The organism is Protofrankia sp. Cr1, from assembly GCF_963555865.1.
In the GTDB taxonomy this organism is placed as follows: Bacteria; Actinomycetota; Actinomycetes; order Frankiales; family Frankiaceae; genus Protofrankia.
Map to the genome: position 1 here is coordinate 32063 of NZ_CAUVXO010000014.1, position 1762 is coordinate 33824.

At 66.6% G+C, this 1762-nt stretch carries 2 protein-coding genes; one reads left to right on the top strand and one right to left on the bottom strand.

The window, feature by feature from the left end; all coding sequences use genetic code 11:
• Positions 1-711 (top strand): polysaccharide pyruvyl transferase family protein (locus tag U9980_RS02980; RefSeq protein ID WP_322766577.1); only part of this gene is annotated, 711 nt, incomplete at its 5' end.
• Positions 712-742: 31 nt separating this feature from the next.
• Here U9980_RS02980 and U9980_RS02985 read toward each other — a convergent pair.
• Positions 743-1342 (bottom strand): TetR/AcrR family transcriptional regulator, encoded by a 600-nt coding sequence (locus tag U9980_RS02985; RefSeq protein WP_322748204.1) that lies wholly within the window; start codon positions 1340-1342, stop codon positions 743-745.
• Positions 1343-1762 lie beyond the last annotated feature (420 nt).

A 1762-nucleotide genomic window follows, 5' to 3' on the forward strand; every position in this document is an offset into this window, starting at 1 on the left:
AGCCGGCACAGTGGCCGTGACGACACGATTCTGGTTGCGCTCAGTCATTTAGCGGCGAGCGGACGGGAGCTGTGGTCGTTGCTCGACCGGCTCGCGGATGCCCTCACCGAGCAGGCCGCCGACGGGCTACAGGTACTTCTCCAGCCGTGGCAGGTCGGTGTCGGTACCTCGGGAACGGACGACCATGCGGTAGCGGCATATCTGCAGACTCGCCTTGACGGCAGCATTGTCCTGCCACCGCCGGCGGACCTGACCGAGGCGCGGGCGAGCGCCGCCTCGGCCAGGTTGCTCGTCGCGATGCGCTTCCACGCGCTCGTCGCCGGTGCCGCCGCGGGGACCCCGGTGGTCGCGGTCGCACACGAGGCCAAGCTCGCCGGCCTCGCGCGTCGGCTCGGTCAGCCCGCCGTCCGGACGGACGCGTCCACCGGTGAGCTGACGGCCGCGATGCGCCATGCCCGGGCTGGAGCCGGCACGCCGCCGGCAAGCGTGCAGGCGGAGACCGCCCAGGCTGAGGAGGGCTTCCGACTGCTGCGACTCCTGATCGACCACGAGCGTTGGGACGAGACGGACACCCTCACCGGACTTCGGCTGGAGCCCGCGTGGTGGACGGCACATCCACCGGAGCCCGCGCCGTCAGCTGGTCCGCCCGCAGGTACGGACCGGCAGCTCACCGGGCACGTTCCGGCAACCCCACCCTCGGGTTCCCCGTAACCCGTGTCAGCCGGGTTCCCCGTAATCCGTGTCAGCAGGTTCCCGCGATATCCGGTTCGAGCGCGGGGAGAATCATGAACACCGTGAGCGTGGCGTACCGGACCGCTTCGGGCAGGGCGTCTGGCCGGGACATGTGGGTGAGCAGCGCATACTGGCTGCATGCGCCCAGCAGAACCGCAGCGGCGACAGTGGGGTCGACGTTCCGGTTGATCCGGCTGATCTGCTGCTCCTGAGCGAGATAGTACGCCACGCCATCGTGAACCGTGGACAGATCGCGACGGTCGGTGATGAGCTTCGTTCGGACCGCCGCGTGCAGTTCGGCGTCGGTGAACAGCCCCCCGGCCAGCGGCAGGTACTGCGCGAAGAACATGATTGCAGCCTGTGACAGCTCCTCGAGGTTGCCCTGTACCGTCCCGCGCCCGACGCGGAGCCGAAGCTGGTCCAGCGCGTCGTCGAGGGTTGGCAGGCCTTCGAGCATCACCGCGGTGATGAGGTCCGTTTTGTCGACAAAATGATTGTATATGCTGCCCACGGCCACGTTGGCTTCGCGCGCAATCTCCTTGGATGTCGCAACCGCCAGCCCGCGGGTGCGAATAACCTGGGTCGCCGCTTCGATGAGTCTATGTCGCATGAGCTGACGTGGCACCCGTCGCCTCCGTTTTCCCCCGTTAACGGCGGCCTTTCGGTCTGTACCGGACCTGACCGTTCTGTCTGTGCTGGAGGATAGGAGAGGATGGTCCGGAAAATATGATCGCCGGATAAAACGACGGTGTCCGGGAAGTGAACGTCGCCCGTCGAATTGCGATCAGTCAAACGCCCTCGAGGGACCCGGACGGTCGCCGCCACCGGTCCGACCGCCACCCCGCTGATCGGTCGGTGCGCTCACATTTTATGGACCCGGGTGTCCGGTACCGCCCGAAATAACCTATGTCGGTGTTGAATGCGCCGACCTACCGGGCGCGGTCATCACCACATTGCTGTTTCGCGCGCCCGGTCGCTCTTAGTTGAACAAAGGGCGTGCGATCGTGGTTCTGCTCGCACGCCCAGAAGT

What these genes read in the sequence shown, in the direction of transcription:
- U9980_RS02985 (WP_322748204.1), bottom strand. Translation starts at nt 1,342, where the DNA reads ATGCGACATAGACTCATCGAAGCGGCGACCCAGGTTATTCGCACCCGC.